The 25,837-nt window shown below is 37.2% G+C and carries 23 protein-coding genes and 2 pseudogenes; 13 read left to right on the top strand and 12 right to left on the bottom strand.

What is annotated here, in order from left to right:
* Positions 1-27: 27 nt before the first annotated feature.
* From EZY12_01610 to EZY12_01600, 3 genes are all read right to left on the bottom strand, one after another.
* Positions 28-2,211, bottom strand: coding sequence for a tetratricopeptide repeat protein (locus EZY12_01610; protein ID QSX68436.1), 2,184 nt, complete (start codon positions 2,209-2,211; stop codon positions 28-30).
* A 216-nt stretch (positions 2,212-2,427) separates the two neighbouring features.
* A complete protein-coding gene (locus EZY12_01605) occupies positions 2,428-2,607 on the bottom strand; it encodes a ssl1498 family light-harvesting-like protein (protein QSX68435.1) in 180 nt (59 codons plus the stop codon).
* Between the two features lie 235 nt (positions 2,608-2,842).
* The gene (locus tag EZY12_01600; GenBank protein QSX68434.1) at positions 2,843-3,346 is read right to left on the bottom strand and encodes a P pilus assembly/Cpx signaling pathway, periplasmic inhibitor/zinc-resistance associated protein; all 504 of its coding nucleotides are present in this window, start codon (positions 3,344-3,346) and stop codon (positions 2,843-2,845) included.
* Positions 3,347-3,597: 251 nt separating this feature from the next.
* Here EZY12_01600 and EZY12_01595 point away from each other — a divergent pair, with 251 nt between their 5' ends.
* The 8 genes from EZY12_01595 (at position 3,598) to EZY12_01560 (ending at position 11,750) form a co-directional block, all read left to right on the top strand.
* Entirely contained in the window at positions 3,598-4,803 is a 1,206-nt protein-coding gene (locus EZY12_01595) for a sensor histidine kinase (GenBank protein ID QSX68433.1), read from the top strand.
* A 2-nt stretch (positions 4,804-4,805) separates the two neighbouring features.
* Positions 4,806-5,471: a response regulator transcription factor gene (locus EZY12_01590; GenBank protein QSX68432.1), complete on the top strand. Its 666-nt coding sequence runs from the start codon at positions 4,806-4,808 to the stop codon at positions 5,469-5,471.
* A gap of 779 nt (positions 5,472-6,250) precedes the next feature.
* On the top strand, positions 6,251-6,622 hold the full coding sequence (locus EZY12_01585) for a roadblock/LC7 domain-containing protein (protein QSX68431.1): 372 nt from the start codon (positions 6,251-6,253) through the stop codon (positions 6,620-6,622).
* 218 nt (positions 6,623-6,840) lie between these two features.
* Positions 6,841-7,386, top strand: coding sequence for an ATP/GTP-binding protein (locus EZY12_01580; protein ID QSX68430.1), 546 nt, complete (start codon positions 6,841-6,843; stop codon positions 7,384-7,386).
* Between the two features lie 77 nt (positions 7,387-7,463).
* Positions 7,464-8,336 carry a DUF4388 domain-containing protein gene (locus EZY12_01575; protein ID QSX68429.1) on the top strand — a complete coding sequence of 291 codons (873 nt, stop codon included), beginning with the start codon at positions 7,464-7,466 and terminating at the stop codon, positions 8,334-8,336.
* A gap of 127 nt (positions 8,337-8,463) precedes the next feature.
* Positions 8,464-8,928, top strand: a complete 465-nt coding sequence (locus tag EZY12_01570; GenBank protein QSX68428.1) for a hydrocarbon-binding protein — start codon at positions 8,464-8,466, stop codon at positions 8,926-8,928.
* Positions 8,929-9,024: 96 nt separating this feature from the next.
* Positions 9,025-9,579 (top strand): hypothetical protein, encoded by a 555-nt coding sequence (locus EZY12_01565; protein QSX68427.1) that lies wholly within the window; start codon positions 9,025-9,027, stop codon positions 9,577-9,579.
* A 260-nt stretch (positions 9,580-9,839) separates the two neighbouring features.
* Positions 9,840-11,750, top strand: a complete 1,911-nt coding sequence (locus tag EZY12_01560; GenBank protein QSX68426.1) for a DNA primase — start codon at positions 9,840-9,842, stop codon at positions 11,748-11,750.
* 1,150 nt (positions 11,751-12,900) lie between these two features.
* On the opposite strand, the pseudogene EZY12_01555 reads toward EZY12_01560, so the two are convergent.
* The 7 genes and pseudogenes from EZY12_01555 to EZY12_01525 form a co-directional block, all read right to left on the bottom strand.
* A pseudogene (locus tag EZY12_01555) lies at positions 12,901-13,020 on the bottom strand (Uma2 family endonuclease).
* A gap of 117 nt (positions 13,021-13,137) precedes the next feature.
* Positions 13,138-13,317 (bottom strand): annotated as a pseudogene (locus tag EZY12_01550) (low molecular weight phosphotyrosine protein phosphatase).
* Between the two features lie 38 nt (positions 13,318-13,355).
* On the bottom strand, positions 13,356-14,603 hold the full coding sequence (locus EZY12_01545; GenBank protein ID QSX68425.1) for an RRXRR domain-containing protein: 1,248 nt from the start codon (positions 14,601-14,603) through the stop codon (positions 13,356-13,358).
* Between the two features lie 223 nt (positions 14,604-14,826).
* Positions 14,827-15,132, bottom strand: a complete 306-nt coding sequence (locus EZY12_01540; GenBank protein QSX68424.1) for a low molecular weight phosphotyrosine protein phosphatase — start codon at positions 15,130-15,132, stop codon at positions 14,827-14,829.
* Between the two features lie 206 nt (positions 15,133-15,338).
* Positions 15,339-15,686, bottom strand: coding sequence for a YbaB/EbfC family nucleoid-associated protein (locus tag EZY12_01535; GenBank protein QSX68423.1), 348 nt, complete (start codon positions 15,684-15,686; stop codon positions 15,339-15,341).
* A gap of 87 nt (positions 15,687-15,773) precedes the next feature.
* Complete coding sequence (gene murB / locus EZY12_01530; protein QSX68422.1) at positions 15,774-16,772, bottom strand: UDP-N-acetylmuramate dehydrogenase; 999 nt, start codon at positions 16,770-16,772, stop codon at positions 15,774-15,776.
* Between the two features lie 258 nt (positions 16,773-17,030).
* Positions 17,031-18,491 carry a UDP-N-acetylmuramate--L-alanine ligase gene (locus EZY12_01525; protein QSX68421.1) on the bottom strand — a complete coding sequence of 487 codons (1,461 nt, stop codon included), beginning with the start codon at positions 18,489-18,491 and terminating at the stop codon, positions 17,031-17,033.
* 912 nt (positions 18,492-19,403) lie between these two features.
* Here EZY12_01525 and EZY12_01520 point away from each other — a divergent pair.
* On the top strand, positions 19,404-20,417 hold the full coding sequence (locus EZY12_01520; GenBank protein ID QSX68420.1) for a type I glyceraldehyde-3-phosphate dehydrogenase: 1,014 nt from the start codon (positions 19,404-19,406) through the stop codon (positions 20,415-20,417).
* 163 nt (positions 20,418-20,580) lie between these two features.
* Here the strand turns inward: EZY12_01520 and EZY12_01515 are convergent, their stop codons facing one another.
* Positions 20,581-21,603, bottom strand: a complete 1,023-nt coding sequence (locus tag EZY12_01515; GenBank protein QSX68419.1) for a thiamine-phosphate kinase — start codon at positions 21,601-21,603, stop codon at positions 20,581-20,583.
* Between the two features lie 61 nt (positions 21,604-21,664).
* On the opposite strand from EZY12_01515, the gene EZY12_01510 reads away from it, so the two are divergent.
* Both EZY12_01510 and EZY12_01505 read left to right on the top strand, forming a co-directional pair.
* Positions 21,665-22,237, top strand: a complete 573-nt coding sequence (locus EZY12_01510) for a Uma2 family endonuclease (protein QSX68418.1) — start codon at positions 21,665-21,667, stop codon at positions 22,235-22,237.
* Positions 22,238-22,297: 60 nt separating this feature from the next.
* Positions 22,298-22,933, top strand: coding sequence for a type I restriction endonuclease subunit R (locus tag EZY12_01505; GenBank protein QSX68417.1), 636 nt, complete (start codon positions 22,298-22,300; stop codon positions 22,931-22,933).
* Between the two features lie 41 nt (positions 22,934-22,974).
* On the opposite strand, the gene EZY12_01500 is transcribed toward EZY12_01505, so the two are convergent.
* Positions 22,975-23,970 carry a LysR family transcriptional regulator gene (locus EZY12_01500; protein QSX68416.1) on the bottom strand — a complete coding sequence of 332 codons (996 nt, stop codon included), beginning with the start codon at positions 23,968-23,970 and terminating at the stop codon, positions 22,975-22,977.
* A gap of 133 nt (positions 23,971-24,103) precedes the next feature.
* Here EZY12_01500 and EZY12_01495 point away from each other — a divergent pair, with 133 nt between their 5' ends.
* Positions 24,104-24,997 (top strand): aspartoacylase, encoded by an 894-nt coding sequence (locus tag EZY12_01495; protein ID QSX68415.1) that lies wholly within the window; start codon positions 24,104-24,106, stop codon positions 24,995-24,997.
* Positions 24,998-25,126: 129 nt separating this feature from the next.
* Positions 25,127-25,699: a hypothetical protein gene (locus EZY12_01490; protein ID QSX68414.1), complete on the top strand. Its 573-nt coding sequence runs from the start codon at positions 25,127-25,129 to the stop codon at positions 25,697-25,699.
* The last annotated feature ends 138 nt before the right edge of the window (positions 25,700-25,837 follow it).

Here is a 25,837-nt window from a genome sequence, read left to right as displayed (position 1 = left end):
TTATTAATTTATAAATTAATTATCAATTTATAACTTCGGCAAAACATCTGGCAACAATTGTCCTGGAAGTTTAGACAAAGCTAAATTTTGTCCTTGAATTCCTAACTTATTATGGAAAGCACGAATTGTGTTAATAATGTAACTGATTGTTGTTTGATAATTTTCTGTTTGTCTATCAAATCCACTTAACGCGTGTAAATGATTTTCTAAAGCAGCTTCTAAGTGTTGAGAAAGTGTTTTTTTGTCACCAATAAAAGATACATCTGTCACTAAGTAATGATGAGCTAATCCTAAATTATTATGTGTCACATATAAATCAAAATTCAAAGATACACTAATAAGTGAGTGAGCTATATTCACAGCTTCTTCATAAGCATGAATACATAATTTTACGAGTTTTTGTTGATCTTCCTTTGTCCTTTGGGGCTGATTTGCTAGATGCCAATAAGCGATACCCAGATTATTTTGAGTAGCAGCATAGGATTGAGGAACATCAAAAGATGTGCGATATTTTAGTGCTTCATTATAAACCTGAATTGCTAACTGGAGATTTTCTTTTGGTTGTTCATATTGGGAAAGATTCCAATAAGCTGTACCAATATTATTCTGAATCATCCCATATTTGAGGGGTTCATCCGCCGGTTTATAGTGAACAATGGCTAATTTATAAGCAGCGATCGCTTTTGTGAGATGTTCCACAGGCTGATTATACTGTCCTAGATGCCAGTACGCTGTACCTAAGTTATTTTGACAAGCAGCATATTTTAATGGTTCTATCTCCTCCTGTCGGTAACGAAGTGCTTCATTGTAAGCAACAATTGCCCAATTCCAGTTTTCTACTGCGTCAGCAAACCGAGCCAAATCACCATAGGCAGTACCAATGTTATTTTGAATCCGAGCATAAGTTTCTGGCTGAATATCACCTGTAATCAACTTGAGTGCTAACTTATAAAAATCTATTCCTTGCTGAATATAAATTTTCGCTTCTTCAGAATTATCAGGGATGCGGTGCAACATCCAGTAAAGTGTCCCCAAATCATTCAAAATGTCGGGAAGTTGTGGAGAACTTTCATCATGGCTCACCGCTTCCTGATAAGCCAGAATTGCTATCATTAAGTTTTCTATGGTTGGTTGTCCTTGCTCAATCTGCAACCGATAGAAATTACCCAGATTCTGATAAGCGATAGCGAGGCGCCCCGAAGGAATCGCTAATTCCTCTTCAGTAGCTTTTTGAATGTGTAATTGTTCAATTTCCCAGAGTATTTGTTGAATTTGATCACTATCATCAGCATTTATTGTTGCCTGAATTAATTTTTGCAACTCCTCGTTAATATGAGACAAGGACAAGAAACTTTGATTATTGGTTATTTGAGAAGATTGAACAGCAGGCACGTCTGGTATTTCTGTGACTGAATCTGTAGTTGCAGTTAAAGGCAAATCCGGTTTATTTATTTGTTGGATATCTGGAGAGATTTTCTCTTCATTAACAAATAAATGATCTAAATTTTCCCGGTCTAAACTCCGAGAATCCGCTAAAACCTCTGAATAACCTCTATTCTCTATAGTTGGTGTTGGTTCTCCCGCAAACACAAATACACCCGTTCGATAATGCCAAAATTTGGGTGCTGATTGCTGAATTGTAGACAACCAAGGACGAGAAACCCAAAATAACAAACTTGATTCTAAAAAGCGGCTAGATTCATCACCAGATAAGTGCTGTTCACCTAAGCGGAGATAATTCAAAAATAACCGTTGTACTGCTACTGGTTCTTTAGTCAGCATTTCCACCCCGACAATTTGAAATGCAGGGATTGGTAAGGGACGACCGGGATTATCTGTTGATTTCCCCATCAGCGGAGGTGGATAATTAGCTAACCATTGATTGATCTGCGCTATAGGATTAGGATCGCTTACATCTAAACGCAAAGTAACTAATCGCGGATAAGCTGGAGTGCTAAAATTCCCCGAATTGGCTCTTTGATATAATACCTTACCCACCGGATAAGCAAGGGTTGAATGCAATCGGGCTGCTATCCGATTTCTTAAATGTAAATCATCACATATAGCAAATAAAATTTGTCTACGTAAACCCAGACTCAGGGCAAGTTTTAGGCGTTGATATACTTGCCGATTCAAACTAATGTTTTCTGTGTGTACAGTTTCATTCACGTTTGTATTTACTTGGGTTTTAGCCTTTTTTTCTGTATACATCCTGATTGAATAAATTAAATATTAATGTCACATCTCATAACTTTAATTTTCACTCAGATGTGTTCTTTTTCAGGATGAATCACGTTTTGCGGGCTAGAATGTCAAAAAATTGCTAACTATATTTGTATTTTCCCATTCTAACAAAAAAACCAGGCTCTTGATAAAAATAAGAACCTGATCTCCGGAAAATTTAAAATTTATAGGACATTTTGGCAATTAACTAACATTAGAAACAGAGAAGGCCACAAAAATTACCCCCCCAATTAAAAGTACCCCCGCAATTCCTAATATAATATAAGTAAGCTTTTGACTGTTTGTAGGAGGTTCAGCTTGATAAACCTTGGGTTCTTTAGCAAAATTATTGAGAAGACCGCGTTCTTCGTTTGTATAGGGCATGAAGTAATTCCTTGTTATCTTTCTTTACTTAATAGTACATAAATTTTGCATCACTCTCATAAAAATAAACAAATAATTACATGAATCAAAATTTCTGATACTTTAGCTTATATCTTGACAAAATAGACAATTTATGTAAATTGCGTAACTATAAATTTCTCCGTCGACTTACTTACTTGGTTAGAAAAAGAGATGAGCTTTTATGCCCACCCCTAATTTATTAAATAGTTAAGAATTATTGAGGTTTATCTTGTTGACGACGAGAACGCATATTTTCTCGCATTTGCTTCATTTGCGCTTGCTGTTGGGGAGTTAACACAGCTTGTATTTGTTGTTTTGATGATTCTCTGATTTGTTTCATTTGATCTTTTTGTGCTTGAGTTAAGTTCAAAGAAGCAAAAATATTCCCCCTCTTCTCACGTCTTTCCTGACGTTGCCCTTGTCCTTGCTGACGTTGTGCTTGATATTCAGCCTTACGTTGAGCCATTGCAGCTTGTAATTTAGTCTTTTGTTCAGGAGTTAAAACAGCTTCCATTTGAGCGCGGGTATTGCGGCCAATTTCCTTCATTTTCGCTTTTTGTTCGGTCGTCAAATTCAAGCCTTTGAATGGACCTTTTTCCCGCATTTCCTTACCAGGTTGGGGTGAGGGTATACTTGATTGTGCTTGAACTGCAAAGGGAGTTGCGATTAAAGTCAAAGCCAGAGTGCCAGCAATCAGTGATAATGTCTTCAGTTTCATAATTAGCTTTTGGTTATGTCGGTTTTCTATGTTTCTATCATAGGGATTAACATCCAGGAATGATATGAGGCAAAAGTCACGTCTACATCCGTTACTTTAGTCATGACATTAGCATTTAGATATTCTACCCCTGTTCAATTTGCATTTAATTGTGATAAAAATATTTTAAGTCAGACAGACGTTTAAGTCCTCATGTATGAAGTTTCTTGATTTTTAACTTTCAATTGTCAATTATCAATTATCAATTATTTATGAATCGTCCTATTCAGTTTAATAATCATCCTTTTAGATTTCTACTGTATTTAGAATGGCTGTTGTTAGGATTTTCTGGTTTAATGGTATTGATGCCATCTCCTTCACCGCGCTTTTCTGCAATGTATCCAGAACTGACAATTTGCAGTTTGGCAATTTTTGGTTTAATGGGTTTAAGATTACCGACTTACAATAAAACCAATAAAATTATTTATACAGCTATTGAAGTATTATTAATCTTAATTACTGGCTTTTATGGAGGTAGAAGTGCCAGACTTTTTCCCTTTCTTTATTTGATTTTAGTAACTCGCAGTTGTTTGATTTTTCAACTTCCAGGACGATTAACAATTACCTTTTCCTCATTTGTTTTATTTTTACTTACCCTTAAACAAAGGATGCCTCCAGGAAGATTTTCACCAATAGCTCAAGAAAGATTTAGATTTTTTAGTTTTAGTTTAGCCGTTTTGTTTGGTTTAAGTTTAGTATTTGTTTTAGTATTAATGAATACTGTTTTGTCTGAACGGCAAAGTCGAGATAAACTAGAAATTGCAAATGAAAAACTCCGTCAATATGCTTTAAAAATTGAAAATCAAGCTACCTTAGAAGAACGTAACCGCATTGCTAGAGAAATTCATGATTCTTTAGGACATTCGCTGACAGCTTTAAATCTTCAATTGGAAACTGCTTTAAAGTTATCAAAATCTGATATACCTAGAGCTATGACGTTTTTAGCCACTGCTAAAGAACTGGGTTCAAAAGCCTTACAAGATGTCCGTCAATCTGTTTCTACGATGAGATCCCATCCTTTACAGGGACAAACATTAGAACAAGCAATTCCGATCCTAGCAGCAGATTTTCAGCGTTCTACTGGCGTTTTACCTAATTGTCAAATTTCTATTATGGCTCCATTGTCTATGGAAATCAGCACTCCCATTTATCGGATTATTCAAGAATCATTCACTAATATTTCTAAATATGCACAAGCTACAGAAGTTAAATTAGAATTAATGACAACTTTAGAAAATTTAAAATTAATAATTCAGGATAATGGCAGCGGTTTTGATGTGGAACAAAATACTACCGGATTTGGTTTACAAAGTATGCGCGATCGCACTTTATCATTAAGAGGTGAATTTTATATTCATAGTAGTTATAATGCTGGTTGTCAAATAATAGTTAATATCCCCTTACCCAGAGACAAATAATAATGATTAGCATTTTACTTGTAGATGATCAAAGTTTAATTCGTCAAGGTTTAAGAGCCTTATTAGAATTAGAACCAGATATAGAAATTGTCGGAGAAGCCGAAAATGGTCAAATAGCAATTAATTTAGTCAGAGAACTCCAACCAAATGTAATTTTAATGGATATTAGAATGCCAATTATGGATGGAGTTGCTGCTACTAAAGAAATTAATCAAAACTTTCCCCATAGTAAAGTGCTTGTATTAACAACCTTTGATGATGATGAATATGTGAAAGCAGCAATTCAAAATGGGGCAATGGGTTATTTACTTAAAGATACACCCTCAGAAGAATTAGCCGTTGCCATTCGTGCGGTTGATAAAGGATATTCCCAATTAGGCCCAGGAATAGTTAAAAAACTTATGACTCAATTTCCTGCTACTCCTCCCCAACCATCTGTACCAGCGAATTTAGCAGAACTCACCCCTAGAGAAAAGGAAGTTTTGCGGTTAATTGCTATTGGTGACAATAATCGAGAAATTGCCCAAAAACTGTACATTTCTGAAGGGACAGTCAAAAATCATGTTACCAACATTTTGAATTGCCTCAATTTACGCGATCGCACACAAGCTGCTATTCTAGCCAATAGTTTTTTTACCTACTTAGAACAAGATACTTTTAAGAAATAGCACATAGTCTACTTAAGTAGTTATTACTAGCTGGTAACTTTTCTTTACCATCATGTCTATGTATACAAAATTGATATTCTTGATAAAATTAATACACAATACTAAAAGTTTATTAGAGTGGATACTCTTGACAAACGTTAATAGACGATACTATGTATTGATTCTGGTCGAATAGCCTAAAAAGCTTATTCTATATGAGTTACACAGCCTCAGCTAACCAAAAAATCTTATATATAGTCTTAACTTATATTAATGATAAGAAAACCTAAATTCAGTATTTTCTCGGTATCATGTTAATTGTGACTGGGGCATAATTTAAATCACAAGGGCGCTAGAGAAACAGCATCCATTTACACTCCTAACTCCTTAGTTATTCAGATGTAATTAAAATCAAGTCAAGTCTATTACTCCTTTCCCATTAAAAAAATATAGATTAAGGGACTTCCAAGAAATAAATTATCCCAATAAACGAACCACAGAGGCACAGAGAACACAGAGAGAGAATTTTTGCGTCAGTTTTGGGACATTTTTTTATTTGGAAGTCCCTAAATGAACCACGAAGGAAGAAGGAAGAAGATAAGTAATCTTATGGGGAAAGGTAGCAAAAGAACAGGCAGGAACTAAATTGTGTATTTAAGGGGCGATAATCATGTATTTTAATTTACGCCTTTAGAATAAAGGATACTATATTCGTCCAAGTAAAAAAGAGTTTGTTTAATTCGGTATTTACTTGACTTTCATACCCGCTTTCCAATTCAAAATCACGGAGAATCATCATCATGGCTATTAACGCAGAAAAACTCGGCATGGTTTTACAAAACTTTGTTAGCGGTACTACTGATGTACAAGGAGCAGCACTTGTCACTCCTGACGGACTACCTTTAGCAGCAAGCTTGCCTGGTGGGATGGATGAAGAACGGGTATCAGCGATGTCAGCATCTATGTTATCCTTGGGCGAAAGAATTGGGATGGAATTAGCCAGAGGCACTATTGACCGGATCTTTGTAGAAGGTAATAAAGGCTTTGGGATTTTAACTGGTTGTGGTCAAGATGCCGTTCTCCTAGTCTTAGCTAGTGAAAGTGCCAAACAAGGATTACTAATGCTAGAAATCAAGCGCGTTCTTGCAGAATTAAAGCTAATCGTCCAGTAAATAACAGCACATTACAGGTAACTTAATTAGAGTTCCCTGGTAGATACATACTGCTAATTTTAGGGAACTTGCTATTTTATTTTGGATGTGTTTATTTTGGCAGCGAGTGGTTAGTTAGGTTAACTATGTCAGTCTTTTAACTGTATAGTGCCGATGTTGCTAGGGTGAAATAGGAAAAAATGTGAACAATTTTTAGCATTTTTGCGGAGTGGAGAAAAATGGAAGTTATGCGTTTGGTTGTTACGGGAACTGTAGGAGCAGGTAAATCTACCTTCATTCGTGCCGTTAGTGAAATTGAGGTTGTAGATACAGATACCCGTGCAACTGATGAAACGGCATTGCTGAAGAAAAGAACCACTGTAGCCTTTGACTTTGGCAGATTGCAATTTGGGCCTGATATGGCATTGCATCTTTACGGAACACCTGGTCAAACTCGCTTTGACTTTATGTGGGATATTCTTATTAATAAAGCACACGCTTATATTGTACTCATAGCAGCCCATAGACCGAGAGAATTTCGTCAGGCACGGAATATTATCAATTTTATGCAAGCGCGAGTCAGTGTGCCGATGATAATCGGTATTACCCATACAGATTTTCCTGGAGCTTGGGCAGAGGAAGATATATATCTAGCAATTGGTTATGTAGACGAAGAAAATCGGCCTCCTCTAGTTAAAGTCAATCCCAACGAAAGAGACTCAGTAGCTGAAGCCGTAATTCATTTAGTACAGCACTTAATGGAAAGCTGTGCAGTTGAAAGCTAAGAGCTTTTTTCAAATTGCATATCAGCATATTTGGATTCTAGATTTTAATAATTTTCTTACGAATAAGGAGGTCGGTTATGTCTATTACTGGTAACTTTGCAGATTTTTCTTTGCCAGAATTATTGCAATTTTTAGACCAAGGCAAAAAAACAGGTGTACTTCACATTGAATTGTCACCTAACGAAAATCAAAATAACGCCAAACAAATTTATTATATTTGGCTGCATCAAGGACGGGTTATAGCTGCATCCGATCGTTTAGATCAACAAGGTTTAACCTTAATGATTGCTCAACGAGGCTGGATAAGTGAGCGCGTTATCTCTAGGGTGACTCATATTTCTTCCTGTTTTATTAATTCACCTCTAGGACTATGCCTAAAATCCCAAGGTTTAATCCAACCAGAACAACTAAAACTGTTGTTTAATGGTCAAGTTCTCCGTCCAGTCTGTGCTTTATTTCAAATCAAAAATGGCGAGTTTAAATTTGAGCCAATCTCAGCATTGCCATTAGGAGAAATGACAGGTTTAAGTATGTCCGCAACCGAAGTTATATTAATCGGTTTGCGAGCATTGCGAGACTGGAGTGCTTTAGCCGAGAAACTACCAGATCCCACTTCCGGTTTATCAGGATTAAGTGCAAAACCCCGATTACAGCTAAATGCTCAAGAATGGCAAGTATGGGAATTTGCTAATGGTGAAGTTCCCCTAGAAAAAATTGCCACCCAACTTAATCTCACTGTAGATGCAGTATTGCAAATAGCTTTCCGTCTGATTGTTGTCGGTTTAGCAGAAGAGCATTTTATGGTTATGAATGCTTCTGTCCCCATGATGGAAGAATCTATTCACGAAATTCATGTATTTGAACCAGTACCAGAACCTGCTCAAAAGCCAGCCGTTAGTCAATCATTTCTCAAAAATCTAGTGGGTTTTCTGCGGAGTAAAACTGGTTGATTATACTTCTACCGCTACTATCTTAATTTTGAGAAATTTCCATACTTTATCTTTTTAGAGTATGAATAAAAGTTCATTAAATCCACAATTATTAATGCATAGAATCCTTTTCCTGAGAATTTGAATTATGTCACTATTACGTAAAGAATTAGGCGATTTTAGTAGTATTTTCTGCTTTAAAGCTGCTATTATAGGCATGGAAGAAGCTTTGGGAGAAAAAGCTACAGCTATTGCCCTGACCACAGCCGGTCGTGCTAGAGGCAAAAAGTTAGCTGAAGATTTAGGTTTAGCAGGATCTTCAATGTCATTAGATGATGCGGCTGCTAAATTAAACCAAGCTTTAGGTAAAGAAGGGACTTGTTTATGTATTGTTGAAAAGATGATTTCTGAAGGTGAAATCATTAAAGTCTATACTACGGAAACTCTTTGTTCTGCTGGTGAAGCTATGGATTCTCCCCGTAAATGCACTTTTACGATGGGTGCAGTTTGGGGCGCTGTTGAGCAACTAATTGGCAAGCGATTGAGAGGAGTTCATACCGAATCCGTCCTCAGAGGTGGTACTCATGATGTGTTTGAGTTTACTCCTTTATAGGAATACTAAATTTTGAAAAAGGTTGATACTTTATCCTTTCTAGAGTATCAACAAAAGTTAATTAAATCTCCACCTAAATGTTTTTAAGGATTAGTTATGGCTATTGAACCTCGTGCTTTTTTGACCACAATGGAAACTCGTATTGGTCTGACTGCTGAAGATAAAAAGGTAATGCAAGCAAATACAGATTGGGGAACAGCGGTTGCTGAAGAAATGGCAAATCATTTTTATGATTTCCTCGGACGCGATGCAGAAATGAATGGCATTTTGAATGCTACTGAGGGACGAGTTCATCGCTTACACGCCACCTTTATTGACTGGTTCAATCAAATGTTCACAGGGATGGATAATTGGGGTGATGACTATGCAAAATGTCGTTGGCACATTGGATTAATTCATGTGAAAATTGGTATCGCTCCTCAGCACGTAGTACCTGCAATGGCAGTTGTCGTTGATAAAGTTGGTAAAAAACTCAAAGCTGATGGTAAGTCAGATGAATTAAAAGATGCCTTAGCTAAAGTTTGCATGATTGATTTAGCTTTTATTGAACAAGCTTATGTAGAAGTTTCTTCGGCTGCGGTACTAAAAGAAACAGGTTGGTCAGCAGCCTTATTTAGACGTTTAATTGCTACTGGTGCATCTGATATGTAATCTTAACATTATCTAGTTTGAGGGACTTCCCAATAAAAAAATATCCTAAAATTTGTTGTGGTGCAGGCATCTTGCCTGCTAATAATAAAAGACGGGCAAGATGCCCATCCCACAAGATTGGATAATTTATTTTTTGGTGTTCTCTTATCTGTGTATTCTACAATTAGATATATTTATCCATGTTTTTTCAGCCCTGGTAATATACCAAGGGCTTTATTTTTTGAATTATAATGGATGTCAGTTCTGATCATTGACCCCTAATGCAAATTCCCCGCTTACATCCAGATACTATTGAAGAAGTTAAACTCCGGGCTGATATTGTTGATGTAGTTTCGGAGTATGTAGTCTTGCGGAAGCGGGGTAAAGATTTTGTGGGTTTATGTCCTTTTCATGATGAAAAAAGCCCCAGTTTTACTGTCAGTCCCAATAAGCAAATGTATTATTGCTTTGGCTGTCAAGCTGCTGGTAATGCCATTAAATTTGTCATGGATTTGGGAAAACGCCAGTTTGCAGATGTGGTACTAGATTTAGCAAAGCGTTATCAAGTCCCGGTTAAAACTTTAGAACCTGAACAAAGACAAGAATTACAACGGCAAATATCTTTACGTGACCAATTATATACTGTTCTGGCTTCCGCTGCTCAATTTTATCAACACACTTTAAGACAGTCTCAAGGACAAAAGGCCTTAGAGTATTTAGAAAAAAGTCGGCAATTTCAACAAGGAACAATTCAACAATTTGGTTTAGGTTATGCTCCTGCTGGTTGGGAAACTCTCTACCGTTATTTGGTAGAAAGTAAACATCATCCTGTGCAATTGGTAGAACAAGCGGGATTAATTAAACCCCGGAAAGAAGGGGGTGGATATTATGATGTATTCCGTGATCGCTTAATGATTCCTATTCGGGATATTCAAGGCAGAGTTATTGCTTTTGGTGGCAGAACATTAACAGATGAGCAACCGAAATATCTCAATTCTCCCGAAACAGAATTATTTAGTAAAGGCAAAACCTTATATGCTTTAGATGAAGCCAAAGACGGTATTTCTAAAGTTGATCAAGCGGTAGTTGTGGAGGGATACTTTGATGCGATCGCTCTCCATGCAGCCGGAATTAATAACGCTGTTGCTTCTCTGGGTACAGCCTTGAGTATCGAACAAGTACGGCTCTTATTACGTTACTCTGAATCCAAACAATTAATTCTCAATTTCGATGCTGATAAAGCCGGAACAAACGCCACAGAAAGAGCAATTGGGGAAATTGCTAATTTAGCTTATGCAGGAGAAGTACAATTAAAAATCCTTAATTTACCGAATGGAAAAGATGCTGATGAATATCTACATAGTCATACCTCAGCCGATTATCAACAACTATTAGTAAATGCGCCACTTTGGCTCGATTGGCAAATTCAGAAAATTATTGAAAATCGGGATTTGAAACAAGCTACAGACTTTCAACAAGTCACCCAGCAAATAGTTAAATTATTACAAAATATTGTTAATAGTGATACACTTAACTATTATGTTTCCTCCTGTGCAGAAATATTGAGTTTAGGAGATACTCGACTTATTCCTTTAAGAGTTGAAAATCTCCTCACTCAAATTAAACCTGGGAGGATAAAATCTTCACCTCAGCAAATACGCAACCAGCAACCTAAAACCTCAAAATTATCTTTAGTAACCACAGAACGGAGTTTACTAGAACGAGCCGAGGCATTATTATTAATAATTTATCTTCATTCTTCCCGACAAAGACAAATAATTATTGAAGATTTAGAAACCCGCAATTTAGAATTTAGTCTTTCTCATCATCGCTTTTTATGGCAACAAATGGCAGAATTTACAGTTGATGAAGTTGATTTAATTTCTAGCGTGCAAAATAGATATTTAGAATTAGCAGAAGAATTGGAAGTAGTTTCCCATTTATTTCATCTTAACGAAAAAAATAAAACAGAAATATTACGAACTCCTCACGTTATCCAAGCAGCATTAGCTTGTATGGAGAGAGTATTCAGAGAAAAACGCTATCGTTATTTTATGGAACAATGGGAAAAAATAGATCCTGAAACTGAACCAGAAAAAGATAAATATTTTGCTGAAGCCATATATATAGAAAAAATTCATTTACAAGACTTAGAGAAACAGCGACAATTTTCTATTACTGACTTAATTTAATTGTCAGAATCAGGATGTCCAGGATTTAAGGATTTACAGGATTTTGTTTGATTTTAGATGGAGATGATTTTTATGTTTCCATAATTTGGTATTTTCTTAGAATATTTAATCCTTTATTGTCTGAATCAGGATTTACAGGATTTAAGGATTTACAGAATTTTGTTTGATTTTAGATGGAGATGATTTTTATGTTTACATAATTTGGTATTTTCTGAGAATATTTAATCCTTTATTGTCTGAATCAGGATGTCCAGGATTTAAGGATTTACAGGATTTTGTTTGATTTTAGATGGAGATGATTTTTATGTTTCTATAATTTGCTGTTTTCTGAGAATATTTAATCCTTTATTGTCTGAATCAGGATTTACAGGATTTAAGGATTTACAGAATTTTGTTTGATTTTAGATGGAGATGATTTTTATGTTTACATAATTTGGTATTTTCTGAGAATATTTAATCCTTTATTGTCTGAATCAGGATGTCCAGGATTTAAGGATTTACAGGATTTTGTTTGATTTTAGATGGAGATGATTTTTATGTTTCTATAATTTGCTGTTTTCTGAGAATATTTAATCCTTTATTGTCTGAATCAGGATTTACAGGATTTAAGGATTTACAGGATTTTGTTTGATTTTAGATGGAGATGATTTTTATGTTTCTATAATTTGCTGTTTTCTGAGAATATTTAATCCTTTATTGTCTGAATCAGGATTTACAGGATTTAAGGATTTACAGAATTTTGTTTGATTTTAGATGGAGATGATTTTTATGTTTACATAATTTGGTATTTTCTGAGAATATTTTAGGATTAAAGATTATCATCCTAATTGGGATATTTTTGTCATCCGGAGATTACAATCCTGAAAATCCTTAAATCCTGGGTATCCTGATTCAGACAATTATTCAACTCTAGAAATCAGCATTATTCGTGGTGCAGTTTTCTACATTAAATCAATTTCTGCTAGTGTGAGTTGATAAGCTTCGTTGACTAAATCTGAAAGTCGCTGTTCTAATTTTAAAGCTTCATTTTTAAAATATACGGACGGTGGGCATTGCCCACCCTACAATTATATTTTGGGATCTGATTACATCAATGGTAACATATCAGATAAACGAATTTGCAAATCTGGAAACTCCAAATTTTACAAAGTATCTTTCCTTCTAACAATTCTACCCGTTCATCTGGTGCAAAAATACCCGCTTCAGCCATACGGTGATATTCTTCCACAGTCCACAAGCGCAATTGTAGATTTGTTTCTGTACTTTGCATAGCGGCTTTAATCACATTGAGGTGTTTAGGTTCACTCTTCTTTACTACTATAAATCCAAAAATTAGATCCCCGACTTCTTTAAGAAATCGAGGATCTAAGAATTATGAAATTGTTGATTACTTCTGGGTAATATGTTGTAGCAAACCTTCACAAGCATCCATCAGCAAATAAATTACTTGATTAAAACCCTCAACTCCACCATAATAGGGGTCTGGAACTTCCTTAAGGGTGTGTGTAGAGCAAAAATCACACATTAACCTAACTTTAGAATGATATTGCCCAGAAGGGTCAACAGCCTTACGTCCTAATCCCAGAATAATGTAGTGTTTCGTAGTCAAAAGTAGGAATAAGCATCTTTGCTGTGGAGTTTTTTGAAATCAGTAAGTTTACCGCCAATTCTTTTCCCGTCTACCCTTATCTCTAGCCTAGTCGCAGATTGCACTACAACTCGACCTGAGACACCTTGACAACAGGCGATATCACCTGTGTTCCATTTGTGTTCATACTTTTGTCGGGGGTTAGAGCAAGGGAAACCGAACTTGTTTATACGGCACAATCTTCTTGTTCCCTGTCCAGTAGATTTCACTTTTAATATATTTGTTGTTAATATATTTAAGTTTTCTACTACTCCAACACAAGCCGCATCTATCCAGTGTTCCTTGGGGAGATTTAATTTTCTCCTATTAAATTTTGTCCTTCCACCAGAAGCTGTCGTAATTGGTAATCCAGTTTCTTTTAAAGTGTGGAATAAATCCCATCTTGTAGAGTTAACAGCAGCCGCATCCTTTAAAGGTCTTTTTGACTGAAACTTAATTTTTGTTAAGAGTTCTGGTTTTTTAGCCAAAAACTTTTCAATGTCCTGTGTTCCTTTTTTTTGATTGCATTTTTCACAGGATAAGCATAAATTACTTATTCTGTTACTTCCTTCTTTCGCTTTAGGTTGAATATGTTCTATTTGAAGCGGGATATCTTTTGCATCACAGTAGCTACATTTTCTCTCCCATTTCTCTAGTAAATACTCTCTAACTTCGTAACCTTGTAACTCCCCTTGCTGATACTCTATTCCCGATATCTCAGGGTTCTCTAATTGTTGTAAATCAAATCTAACTAACTCTTGAGTAATAGCTGCAATTGGGGCATATTTTATTAATCTTTTGACCCAAGTGTTAGTAGTCAATACCCGATGTTTTAAACTTGGAGCTAACCAACTTCTTGTGCGGGTTCTATTCAAAAACCGTGGCTTTCTATAGCGAGTATGGCGGTTTCTTCTACTACGCCTAATTCCTCTGCGTGTTTCCAACTCACCTTTGATTACATCACCACGATGCTGTAATTCCATTCCCCAAATAACCTCATCTCGGTTATTTACCAAGGAAATACCTGTAAATTTAGAGCCGGGATCTATCTTTAAATCAATGGGACAAGTAACGATATTTTCGACTACACGATTCATGATTAAGACAAACGGGAAGCGGCGAAATACTGCTGCTTTACCGCTATTCAAAAGCTTTTTAGCTTGTGCTGGATGAATAGGATTCATCGGCGTTTTGTTAGCATCAATTAGAAAAACGAAATTTGACATTGTTAAATTTGGTCTGTTTGACCAATCCTTATTTCTAAGTAAAGTTTGCTTCAACCTGGTTATCTAAGCTTGTTAAGGTAAAGACACTTTCCTTTCGGAATGTTTAATCAGTACCGACAGAGCATGGAACTAGCGAATCCCAAGGTGTCTTGACTTAAATAACAGTTACCCTTTGATTACGCTCAGGGTGGTCTGGTTCACATCTAATCCGTATTACTACGTTTTAGAATGATCCCAGGATATCATCATAATTATTTCTATCCATCGCTAAAATCAAATCAAACTCTTGAAAGTCCGAGATTTGAAATTGACGAGCTTGGCCTTGGAGTTTAAATCCTAACTTATTCTCTGCTGCGGCGCTCATGCGTCTATCTGGGGAAGCACCGATGTGATAACCAGCAGTACCCGCAGAATCGCAAAGAATTGTATTAGTTAAACCTGCTTGGTCAATCAGATGATTCATAATATTTTCTGCCGATGGTGATCGGCAAATATTACCAAGGCAGACAAAAAGTAACTTATAAGTCATGTATTTTGATTTTTGTGTCAGTTGTCAGTTATTTTATACCACTGACCCCTGACCGGGAATTTTAGATTTTAGATTTTAGATAAAAAAATTTGGTACGAGTTCCCATCTTTGAGAACAGAAAAATCGTAAATCCAAAATTTTTGAGCTTCTACACATTAGGTTGGAGTCAATCCAAAATCCAAAATCATAAATCCAAAATTGAGTGACTACATTCCTGGTAATTCCAGTCCACTGGTTAACTCTTCCATCCGTTCCCGCATGGTTTCGGTAGACTTTTTATAGGCATCTTTCATAGCCGCAACGACTAAATCAGAAAGCACTTCTGCACCTTCTTCTAAAGCAGATGCAGCAATTTCCACTCGTTTGGGTTCTTGGTTGCCACTGACAATAACTTTAACAAGTCCACCACCAGATTCTCCGAGAATCTCCATTTGCTCTAGTTCTTCTTGAAGACGCTTTGCACCTTCTTGAACCTGCTGGGCTTTTTTAAAAGCTTCGGCTAATTCCTTCATTTTGCCTAAGCCAAAGCCAAATCCCTGTCCTTTTTCTGCCATAACTGGTTATCCGCTGTACGATTACTAACAAATCAAATTCAATTATAGATGGCGTGGGTAATTGGTAATTACTATTGCCTTTTACCTTTAGCAACCTGCTTGAAACTCACCCAACATTTTCACTTCTGGTTCTAACCAAATTGACCAGCGTGCTTGTACCTCATGTTGAATATGACGAATGAGGTAGAAAATATCACTGGCTTTAGCTCCACCCCGATTGACAATAAAATTAGCATGGAGTTGGGCAACTTGCGCTCCCCCTAATTGATAACCTTTGAGTCCGGTTTGTTCAATTAACCAACCAGCAGTATAAGGTTTAGGATTTCTAAATACACTGCCACAACTAGGATAGCTGTAAGGTTGAGTGCTAAGTCGGTGTTTTTTATGTTCCTTCGTTCTAGCTGTCACTTGCACAGGATCAGCCCCTGGTTGAAGTTGGAAGGTGGCTTGAGTCACAATCCGTTTGCCACCTTGGAGTTGTGAACTTCTGTATGTGTAGCCTAACTCCTCTGGGGTGAGAGTGGATAAAGTTCCATCTGGGGAAAGAACTTGGGCGCTAACTAACATATCTGCAATACAAGCACTATGCGCTCCAGCATTCATTACTACCGCACCTCCCACCGTTCCCGGAATGCCCACAGCCCATTCTAATCCTTCCCACCCCAAGCCCGCTGCATCCCATGCTAAAGTAGGGATAGCTTCTCCCGCAGATACAGTTAGTTGACCTGTGGCTGGGTCGAAGTTTTTAGACCGAAGATGACGAGTAGCGATAACTAAACCGGGGATACCGCGATCGCTCACCAACAAATTAGAACCAGCGCCTAATATTGTGACTGCTAAATCATTTTCTTTTGCGTACTCAATACTTGCTTGCAACGCCCCTAAATCCTGGGGAGAAACATAGCATTCAGCCTCTCCTCCAACTCGATAAGAAGTAAACGCTGACAAAGAGGTATGGGTTTTGAGAGGACAATTCGTTCCTGGTAAGTAAATTAATTTACTATAATCCACATCATTTCGAGTTTGCAGTTGTGGAGTCAAATCAGAAAATTCGCATATTTTGCCAAATCCTTGGGAAGTTATCATCTTTACTTCAATTAGTGAATTTTTGACTTATGTGATTTATTTACCGGACAAATCCGGTATTGCCATGAGCTTATCAAACTCTGCTAAATACGGTTATTAGCCTAAGAGGGTGTTTGAAAAGTAAGTGATTTTTTACCCCCCCTTAATCCCCCTTTATAAATAGGGGAAACCGGAAAATCAAGTTCCCTCACCTTTCCAAGGGGAGGGTTAGGGTGGGGTAAAAAGATATTTGATAGATCATGACTTTTCAAATATCCTTTAAGATGTGGCTTTTGCTGGTTCGCTCATGGTGGTAATAAGTTCAGGAATAGCCTGATTCAAGTTACCTGCACCTAAAAACAGCGCCAAATCTCCGGGACGAAGATTTTGCAGTAAAAACTCACTCACCAAAGGTAAAGTTTGTTGATAAACTACTTCAGGGTTATGGTTACTAATTGCAGTGGCTAAATTTTCTCCACTGATTTGTCCTAAATCAGGTTCACCCGCACTGTAAATATCAGTCAGCACGACTAAATCGGCGTGAGTAAAAGACTCAGCAAACTCTTTTAAAAACGTTAATGTCCGAGTATACCGATGAGGTTGGAAGATAGCAACTACTCTTTGTCCAGGTCTAGCTTGAAGACGGGCTGCGGCTAGAGTAGCACGGATTTCGCTAGGATGATGGGCATAGTCATCAATAAAAGTCACCCCAGCAGCTTCACCTCGGAACTCAAACCGTCGTCTTGCCCCTTCAAAGGTGGCAATACCTTTAGCAATTTCCCCAAATTCTAATCCTAAAACTCTACCCACAGCTACTGCTGCTAGAGAATTACTCAGGTTATGATGACTTAATAGCTGTAAATTTAATAACCCCAAGGCTTTACCTTTTTCCCATACCAAAGCCGTTGTCCCATCAGCACGATAATCTACATTGGTAACGGTGTAATCAGCACCTTTATCTGGGTAAAGACTATAGCTAATGGTTGGTTTGAGGCAATCACGCACAGTTTCACAATCAATGCTACCTACCAAAGTTTTGCAACCTTGAGCAAAGATTTGGAAAGTATCAATTACCTGTTCTAATGTCTCATAGTGGTCAGGATGATCTAATTCAATATTAGTAATAATGCCAATCTCTGGAGCGTGTTTTACCAAAGAACCATCAGACTCATCGGCTTCCGCTACTAAATAACGGCTTGCTCCCATTCTGGCATTACCTTCCCAAGCCTTAACTTCACCACCGACTAAAATTGTCGGATCAAGTCCAGCTTGCAAGAGCATATAACCAATCATACTACTCGTAGTAGTTTTGCCATGAGTTCCTGCCACAGCAATGCTATAATAGTCGGCAATCAAAGCTGCGAGAACATCGGAACGATGCCAAATTGGGCAGCCTAATTCCAGTGCAGCTTTATATTCTAAATTATTAGCATTAATAGCTGTAGAACAAACCACTTGAGGTAAGGTTGTTTTTGCCACAGACAACTTTTCTGGAGAAGTTAATAGTACGGTATCAGTCTCTAATTCAGGCAGAAAAAATTCCAAATTATTGGCTTCTTGTCTACTAAAAATGTGAGCGCCCAGGGATTCTAACTTGTGCGTAATATGATTAGCACGTAAATCTGAACCGGATACTGGCAACTGGCGTTTGGTTAAAACATAAGCCAAAGCAGACATTCCAATCCCACCAATCCCAATGAAATGAAATGGTCTACCACTAAAATCTATAGAATTACTCATTTTATTTACCTCTTACACCACACCACACCAGAATCACATAAGACACGCATATCATACCAGGATTTTGATTTTTACAGATACTAACTATCCCATTCAAAATATTCATCCCTGCTGAATGATTAAATTTTGACTTTTGTTTGGTCCTGTGAGCCAGATTACCCCCCGGTCGAAAATTCTGATTTTTTCTAATCTGCTCATAAGATTATTCTGACAATTTCTGCTACATCGGGAAAGAAAACTTTGTAAATTTAAATACATTTTGTGATGACTTTTTAGAACTAAGTACCATAGCCTTGGATATAGCAATTTGCATCACTTACCAAAAGCTTCTGTTGGAATTGACTACAATAGTACATTGGTAGTAAAATTATTGTTCAATTTCTAAAAATCATAATAGTCAGTTGTTATTAGTTATTGGTTATTGGTTATTGGTTATTATCCATTGGTGTCAACTTACGTAGGGGCGTATTGCAATACGCCCCTACTTATCTATTTGCAATACGCCCCTATTTATCTGTTTGCAATACGTCCCTATTTATCTATTTGCAATACGCCCCTACTTGCCTGTTTGCAATACGTCCGTCAGGGAATAAATTCCCTATCTAATAGCTCAAGTCCACTAAAGCGGACTAAGGAATTTTCCCATTGTTTAGTCATCAAAAGACAACTTTGGCTATTAGCAAGGAACTTGAGTGCCTTGCGGGATGTAGGTTTTATGTTAAGTTGACACTTATGGTTATTATCATCCCCCTGTAAACTGCTTCCTGCCCCCTCGACTTTAAGAGTTTATTAATAAAAGCTGTATTTTTTTGTTGATCTAAGAATTTATCGTTATAAATAGCCTCCCCCTTTGCGATATGATTGGGGTCAACGATATCAACTTATAGGCATAAATACAGAGGGCAAGATACTGTGATTAGAGTTGCAATTAACGGTTTTGGGCGCATTGGACGTAACTTTGCCCGCTGCTGGGTGGGTAGAGAAAATAGCAATATTCAATTGGTCGGTATTAATGACACTTCCGACCCTAGAACTAATGCTCACTTGCTTAGATATGACTCAATGCTAGGCAAGTTGCAAGGTGTAGATATTAGTGCTGATGATAATTCCATCACTATTAATGGTAATACAATTAAATGCGTATCTGATCGCAACCCAGATAACTTGCCCTGGAAAGAGTGGGGAATTGACCTGATTATCGAATCAACGGGTGTTTTTACCAGCAAAGAAGGGGCAATGAGGCACGTAAATGCCGGAGCTAAAAAGGTTCTGATTACAGCCCCTGGCAAAAATGAAGATGGTACTTTTGTGATCGGTGTAAACCATCTTGATTATGACCACAACATCCATAACATCATCAGTAATGCCAGTTGTACAACCAACTGTTTAGCTCCAATTGCTAAGGTATTAGATGAAAAATTTGGGATCATCAAGGGCATAATGACCACTACCCACAGCTACACAGGTGATCAGCGTTTATTAGACGCTTCCCACCGTGATTTGCGTCGGGCTAGAGCGGCTGCTATCAACATTGTCCCTACTTCCACTGGTGCAGCCAAAGCGGTAGCTTTGGTACTTCCCCAGTTGAAGGGTAAGCTAAATGGTGTCGCTTTGCGTGTACCAACTCCTAACGTTTCTATGGTGGATTTTGTAGTTCAGACTGAAAAACGGACTATTGCTGAAGAAGTTAACCAAGCTCTCAAAGAAGCGGCTGAAGGTTCTCTAAAAGGAATTTTAGGTTACAGCGAATTGGAACTTGTGTCTTCTGACTATCAAGGTACAAATGAATCTTCTATCGTTGATTCTCACTTAACTATCGTTATGGGCAATGACATGGTAAAAGTCATGGCATGGTATGACAATGAGTGGGGTTATAGCCAACGTGTTCTTGATTTGGCTGAATTAGTCGCCCAAAAATGGGTTTAATTGTTAATTGTCAGTAGTCAGTTGTTCGTTGTCAGTTGTTTCAATACCACTGACCACTGATTAATGAAATGGGCGCAGGGCCTGCGCCCCTACTGGTGAGGGGTTACAAGAAACTATAAGGCACTGACCACTGATTAATGAAATGGGCGCAGGCCTTGCGCCCCTACTGACCAAAATGTTGGAATCCCTGACTGAGACTGAGAACTTGGTTGGGGATTTCTGCTTTTTTATGGTGGAGAATTACTGTTGAGCTTGGGGTAATTGTGCCGATTATGGCTGCACCTGTGCCTAGTTTTTGCACTAATTTTAATGCAGGTTCTAGTGGTAAACACAGGACTAATTCAAAATCTTCCCCACCATAGAGGGCATATTCTAATGCTTTTTCTGGTGTTAGCCACTCTTCAAAGGCTGATGGTAAGGGTATTTTACTAGATTCTATAACTGCACCAACTTTACTGGCTCGGCAAATTTGTAATACTGCATCTGCTAAACCGTCGCTGCTATCCATACCGGAGATAGAAATAGGGACGGGGGATATAATAATTTCCTTGAGGATGGATATTACATCTAAACGGGGGTTGGGGCGTTGGTGAGCGGTGATGAGAGCCTGTTTTTGTTCAACTTTGAGGTGTTGTCCAATTTCGGGGTGTAAGAGCAATTCTAAGCCGCCACGCGAACCGCCATGAGTCCCTGTGACGACTATTACATCTTCTGGTTGAGCAGTAGCACGACGAATAATAAAATCGGGGTGAGCTTGACCAAAGGCGGTAATTGCTAAAGTGGTAATAGGCGATCGCACTATATCACCACCAACTATCTTGACATGATATTTTGATAAACATTCTGTCATGCCCTGATATAGTCGCTCTACCCAATTTACAGTTACATCTGGTGGTAAACCTAGTCCCACAGTTATGCCCACCGGATTCGCTCCCATTGCTGCTAAATCGGACAAATTAGCCGCCGCAGCCCGCCAACCTGCATCCTCTGGAGAGGTGGTAACATCACTAAAATGCACGCCGTCAATGAGCATATCTGTAGTGACTATTAAAGATTGATTTGGTAAGGTTTCCAAAACTGCGGCATCATCACCAATTATATCCGGTGGACAAAAGCGTTGTAATTTTTCTAAAAGACCTTGTTCACCAATATCTCGAACTCGCAGGGAAGATAAATTATTATTCATAATAAAATTTACTGATGACTTTACAGACTAAAATAAAACTATCATCTAGGAGACTATTGATATGGTAACAACATTAGTAAAAAACCTCTCCTTTGAGGAATACTTAAACTATGATGATGGACTTGGTTTGAAGTATGAACTGGTTGATGGACAGTTAGAAATTATCAACCCACCAAGAATTGAACATTTCTTGATTGTCAATTTTCTTGATACAACATTAACAACGGAAATAAAGCGTTTAACTCTGCATTGGCTGTGTTTTCGGGAAACTGGGGTGAGAACAAGTAGAAACAAATCGCGGTTGAGTGATTTGTGTGTAGTAACCCTAGAAGATGCAAAGGAATTACAAAATACTTCTGCTATATTTCAATCACCACCATTATTGATTGTAGAAGTGGTTAGTCCAGAATCGGTAAAAAGAGATTATCGTTATAAACGGTCGGAATATGCAGCTTTAGGAGTTTCTGAATATTGGATTGTCGATCCTTTAGAGAATAAGATTTCTATTTTATTTCTGGAAGAAGGATTATATGAAGATACGGTATTTACTGCTAATGAAAAAATTATATCGCGGACTTTTCCTGAATTGAATATTACAGTTGAGCAGATATTCAATGCAGGTAATTTAGGGTAATCAGTGTAAATAGTGGGTCAGCTACCTACAAATTTGAGATTTATTTAAAGGTAACAGCAAATGGTTTCTACCGTTGGCATCACAGACACCATTAAAAGCTTGAGTGATTTACAAACTCGTTGTCACTTACACCAAGCAGAAGATGAAAACTTTTTTAACGAATGGTTGACAGACTTACCCCAACTCAACCCACAAGAAAAATCAGGTGTTACTCGCATCAAACAGCGTTATGATTATCATCGCCTTGATGGTCTATTATTAAAAGGGACAATTAATCTTTTAGTAGTTTCGCCACTTTTGGAACTTGCAGGGTTTCTAGATTCACCTTACCGAATTCGTTCACCCTATGGCATAAATTTAGAAATTGAAGAACCAGAGGAAACAATTCGCGGTTTTATTGATGTCCTAGTTGTCCAAGAAAAACTTTGGATTTTTGTGGTTGAATCTAAACGAAATAGCATTCCAGTTGTCGCAGCAATACCGCAATTATTAGCCTATATGTTAACTACTCCCCACCGGGATAAATCTGTATTTGGTATGGCTACAAATGGCGATGAATTTATATTTATAAAACTAGCTATCATAGATAAACCTGAATATGAAGTATCACGCACATTTTCCCTGTTTCCTCGACGACATGAATTAGCTGAAGTTTTGCAAATTTTAAAACGATTAGGAGAAGCTGTTGTAGCTTAATGCAGGTAATCTGGTGTAGTCAGATATTGCGTTGTCAGCATTTAGGCTAAATTAGAAATAACTTCCAGGAAATTTTTCAAAATTATAGATACATTATCACTTCGCCAAACAGCAACAATTTCTAATACTGGTAATTGTCCTTCTATAGAACGATAGATTACACCATTTCGTTGCAAATTTTGTACATTAGCTGGAAGTAGTGAAATTCCCATTCCACCTGCAACTAAACTCAGAACGGTTGATATCCATGCAGCTTCTTGTTTAACTTTTGGCTTAAAACCTGCATCCAGACAAAGACCATTAATTTGCTCACGTAAATTATATAACAGGTTATTTGGTGGGAGAATAAATTGCTCATTTGCCAGTGCTGCAAGTGAAATAGGTGGGAGAATAAATTGCTCATTTGCCAGTGCTGCAAGTGAAATACTAGTTCGTCTTGCAAAACGATGGTTTTCAGGTAAAACAATGACCAGCGATTCTTGAAGAACAGGTATAAAAGTAAAAACATTATCATTATCGTTATTAATATTATGCAAATTATGCAAATGAAAGAAACCTAAATCAAGTTTTTGGTTTCGCAATTTGTCAATTTGCTCATAAGAAGCTAGTTCCTGTAACATCAATTCTACTTCGGGAAATTTCTCGTTAAATGCTCTGAGAATGTCGGGTAGTTTACTATTGGCAATGGAGGTATTGATTCCTATATTTAATCGTCCTTTCTCACCACGACTGAATCGTTGACCTAATTCAATTGATTGTTCAACCTGATGGAGAATTTGACGGGCTGCTTGCAAAAATTCATTGCCAGCATCTGTTAATTTTAACGGGCGCTGGTTACGGTCAAATATTTGAAATCCAATTTTTTTTTCCAGCCACTTTATTTGCTTACTCAGAAATCCCTGATCGATTTCCAAATATGCAGCAGCGTTGGTAAATCCCTGTTTATCATTTACAGCGATCGCATATTTCAGATGACACAGTTCGAGTTGATCCCAATTCGACCATTTATGATCATCGGGCAGTTTGGGGTTAGTCATAGGGCTAAAAATTCTTGTTTTATCGGCATTATGACATTTTAGTCATGGAATGTTGCATAAATAGGGTGATTGTATCATAGGTTTCTCGGATATCTTCAGAACAACACAACCACTTGTCACTGGAGAAGCAGAAATGAAGCCTGAAAATAAACTGAGTCGAGTGTTGATTGCCGGTGGAACTCACGGGAATGAGTTCACTGGAGTACACTTGATCAAAAAGTTTGAGCAATTCCCTCAATTAATTCACAGATCCAGTTTTGAAACACTGACCCTATTGGCTAATCCTCAAGCCTTTACAGCAGTAATACGATACATAAACAAAGATTTAAATCGGTGCTTCCTGCGCCAAAATTTAGAAAATTCAAAACTTTCTAGTTATGAGGATTTACGAGCTAGAGAGATTAACCATCTTTTTGGACAAAATGGTAAAACTCCTGTTGATTTTATCGTTGATTTACATAGTACCACTGCTAATATGGGCATAACCATAATTGTAGATAATGATGAAACATTCAATTTGCAATTAGCCGCCTATCTTAATTATATTAATCCTTTAATCAAGGTTTGTAGTTTGGGAAACTCTGGTCGAAGTTATGATTCACTGCGATCCCTTGGCAAATTTGGAATTTGTATTGAGGTGGGATCTGTTCCTCAAGGTGTTTTAAATGCAGAGTTTTTTTTCAAAACTGAAGCCATAATATACACAATTTTAGATTATTTGGAACTGTACAACCAGGGAAAAGTTCCATCTTTTTCAAATAACCTAATCTGCTATGAATATCTAGAAAAAATTGATTATCCGAGAAACGAACAGGGAGAAATTCAAGCTATGATCCATCCTGATCTTCAGTTTAAAGATTATGAAGTTTTGCATCCCGGTGATCCTATGTTCTTAACATTTGATGGTCAAATAATTAGCTATCAAGGAAACTCTACTGTCTATCCCATCTTTATCAATGAAGCTGCTTATTACGAAAAAGGTACTGCTATGTGTTTTACCAAAAAACGAATGATTACTGTTGAGTAAGCCAAAATTAGGACTTACACAAATAACTTTCAATAACTCATTCGCCGTTCATTTTATTACCTGTTGGTTAGTTTTGACAATACAGAAGAAGCTGAACAGGTAATTCGAGCCGAAATACGCAGGCGTGGTATGCCTGAACCACCAATATCTAAAAGAAGATTAAAACCTAACAAAGATACTAAATACTACAAAAGAATAAAAGAAACTTCTCTTGCTTTCTGTGAATTGTTAATAGGTTTGTTTGGCTTGTTAGTAGGTTTGTCTGTCTGGTTAGTAGGGGCTGCAATTTTATTAGTAACATTGGCAGGTCAAATTTCTGCAATAGTGGTTGGCTCTTTAATAATTTGGTCAGGTATTTCATCAGCTTTCATAGGTCAAGCATCGTTCACCTACATATCAGGTTATCACAATCCATTACCTTTATTTAAATTCAATCCAGGTTTAGGTAACTTTTGCTTAGGCTGGGGAATACTTTTTTCGGTAATAATAGCCTGGAGAAAAGAGAAAGGAAGCAAAGTATATTTTCTCTATGCTGCTATCTTTGGGATAGCCAACCTAATTGTAGGTTTAATAAACCTATTTACAACCCTTCAAAGTGATATTGGAATTCATCTATCAGGTTTACTTGCTTCGATTTTTTCTTTCTTCATGGGGTTGTCAATCGTGATTACTATCCTACAATCATGGGAAAGCAAAAATTAATTAATATCTGATATTTTAATCTCGAAAATTGGATGTTATCATAGCTATAAACATTATCAATTATGATAGGTTTGGAATAGCAAATATTTCTATCTGAATGCTAAAGATAAATTTTGAGTTTTGGCATTATACATGAAA

It is taken from the genome of Dolichospermum sp. DET69, from assembly GCA_017355425.1.
Taxonomy (GTDB): Bacteria; Cyanobacteriota; Cyanobacteriia; order Cyanobacteriales; family Nostocaceae; genus Dolichospermum.
Note: the sequence above shows the minus strand (reverse complement) of the source record. Positions and strands in the feature narration are given on the sequence as shown.

Excerpts from the sequence above, each read along its gene's own strand:
- EZY12_01610 (QSX68436.1), bottom strand. The coding sequence starts at position 2,211 with ATGTATACAGAAAAAAAGGCTAAAACCCAAGTAAATACAAACGTGAAT.
- EZY12_01605 (QSX68435.1), bottom strand. The coding sequence starts at position 2,607 with ATGCCCTATACAAACGAAGAACGCGGTCTTCTCAATAATTTTGCTAAA.
- EZY12_01600 (QSX68434.1), bottom strand. The coding sequence starts at position 3,346 with ATGAAACTGAAGACATTATCACTGATTGCTGGCACTCTGGCTTTGACT.
- EZY12_01595 (QSX68433.1), top strand. The coding sequence starts at position 3,598 with ATGAATCGTCCTATTCAGTTTAATAATCATCCTTTTAGATTTCTACTG.
- EZY12_01590 (QSX68432.1), top strand. The coding sequence starts at position 4,806 with ATGATTAGCATTTTACTTGTAGATGATCAAAGTTTAATTCGTCAAGGT.
- EZY12_01585 (QSX68431.1), top strand. The coding sequence starts at position 6,251 with ATGGCTATTAACGCAGAAAAACTCGGCATGGTTTTACAAAACTTTGTT.
- EZY12_01580 (QSX68430.1), top strand. The coding sequence starts at position 6,841 with ATGGAAGTTATGCGTTTGGTTGTTACGGGAACTGTAGGAGCAGGTAAA.
- EZY12_01575 (QSX68429.1), top strand. The coding sequence starts at position 7,464 with ATGTCTATTACTGGTAACTTTGCAGATTTTTCTTTGCCAGAATTATTG.
- EZY12_01570 (QSX68428.1), top strand. The coding sequence starts at position 8,464 with ATGTCACTATTACGTAAAGAATTAGGCGATTTTAGTAGTATTTTCTGC.
- EZY12_01565 (QSX68427.1), top strand. The coding sequence starts at position 9,025 with ATGGCTATTGAACCTCGTGCTTTTTTGACCACAATGGAAACTCGTATT.
- EZY12_01560 (QSX68426.1), top strand. The coding sequence starts at position 9,840 with ATGCAAATTCCCCGCTTACATCCAGATACTATTGAAGAAGTTAAACTC.
- EZY12_01545 (QSX68425.1), bottom strand. The coding sequence starts at position 14,603 with ATGTCAAATTTCGTTTTTCTAATTGATGCTAACAAAACGCCGATGAAT.
- EZY12_01540 (QSX68424.1), bottom strand. The coding sequence starts at position 15,132 with ATGACTTATAAGTTACTTTTTGTCTGCCTTGGTAATATTTGCCGATCA.
- EZY12_01535 (QSX68423.1), bottom strand. The coding sequence starts at position 15,686 with ATGGCAGAAAAAGGACAGGGATTTGGCTTTGGCTTAGGCAAAATGAAG.
- murB (QSX68422.1), bottom strand. The coding sequence starts at position 16,772 with ATGATAACTTCCCAAGGATTTGGCAAAATATGCGAATTTTCTGATTTG.
- EZY12_01525 (QSX68421.1), bottom strand. The coding sequence starts at position 18,491 with ATGAGTAATTCTATAGATTTTAGTGGTAGACCATTTCATTTCATTGGG.
- EZY12_01515 (QSX68419.1), bottom strand. The coding sequence starts at position 21,603 with ATGAATAATAATTTATCTTCCCTGCGAGTTCGAGATATTGGTGAACAA.
- EZY12_01510 (QSX68418.1), top strand. The coding sequence starts at position 21,665 with ATGGTAACAACATTAGTAAAAAACCTCTCCTTTGAGGAATACTTAAAC.
- EZY12_01505 (QSX68417.1), top strand. The coding sequence starts at position 22,298 with ATGGTTTCTACCGTTGGCATCACAGACACCATTAAAAGCTTGAGTGAT.
- EZY12_01500 (QSX68416.1), bottom strand. The coding sequence starts at position 23,970 with ATGACTAACCCCAAACTGCCCGATGATCATAAATGGTCGAATTGGGAT.
- EZY12_01495 (QSX68415.1), top strand. The coding sequence starts at position 24,104 with ATGAAGCCTGAAAATAAACTGAGTCGAGTGTTGATTGCCGGTGGAACT.
- EZY12_01490 (QSX68414.1), top strand. The coding sequence starts at position 25,127 with ATGCCTGAACCACCAATATCTAAAAGAAGATTAAAACCTAACAAAGAT.